This window comes from Microbulbifer sp. JSM ZJ756 (genome assembly GCF_044383805.1).
Classification (GTDB): domain Bacteria; phylum Pseudomonadota; class Gammaproteobacteria; order Pseudomonadales; family Cellvibrionaceae; genus Microbulbifer; species Microbulbifer zhoushanensis.
Map to the genome: position 1 here is coordinate 1 of NZ_JBISER010000030.1, position 672 is coordinate 672.

The 672-nt window shown below is 54.0% G+C and carries 2 protein-coding genes; both read left to right on the top strand.

The window, feature by feature from the left end; genetic code table 11:
• Positions 1-65 precede the first annotated feature (65 nt).
• Entirely contained in the window at positions 66-374 is a 309-nt protein-coding gene (locus ACH6CX_RS18485) for a transposase (RefSeq protein ID WP_396676212.1), read from the top strand.
• Between the two features lie 47 nt (positions 375-421).
• The coding region (locus tag ACH6CX_RS18490) for an IS3 family transposase (protein ID WP_396676214.1) at positions 422-672 on the top strand (251 nt) is incomplete at its 3' end.

Sequence of the window (672 nt, forward strand, 5' to 3'; positions counted from 1 at the left end):
AAGACTTACCCACGATTAGTAGACACCCTGTATAGTTAGGTTTCGGCCTAACACGGAGGTGTACCATGGGTAAGAAGAGAGCTCAGGCGTATACGGAAGAGTTTCGCAGAGAGGCGGTCAAGAGGGCGGAGAAGCCCGGGGCTACCACGGCCTCAGTGGCTCGAGAACTTGGTGTCAGCGCCCAGCAGATCTACAACTGGCGACGACAGTTCAATCGGCTCTCGGAGAAGCAGTTCAATAGCCTGGATGGGGTCGATTACTCCAAGCAGGAGAGTGCTGAAGTGCGCCGCCTGAAGAGGGAGCTGCATGAAGCTCGCCAGGAGGTTGAGTTTCTAAAAAAGGCAGCTGCGTACTTTGCGAACCGCCAAGAGTAAAGTACGCACTGATACGTGAGCATGTAGGGTTGTACCCGGTTCGCTTGATGTGTCGGTGCCTGGAGGTGTCAGCGTCCGGTTATTACCGGTGGCTAGGTAGAGGTGAAAGTCCACGGGCGATCCGGAGGAAGCGCGTTACAGAAAAGGTCATAGATACCTTTGAGGTCTTCAAGGCTCGCTATGGGGCTCCCAGGATTGCCCGAGAGCTCTTGGATGCAGGGGTCCCTTGCTCAACCAACTATATCGCTGGAATTATGCATAAAGAGCATATCCGTGCGAGGAATGGAAAAGGTTTTCG

Bases quoted from the DNA above. Each gene is read 5' to 3' on its own strand.
- ACH6CX_RS18485 (WP_396676212.1), top strand. From the start codon at position 66: ATGGGTAAGAAGAGAGCTCAGGCGTATACGGAAGAGTTTCGCAGAGAG.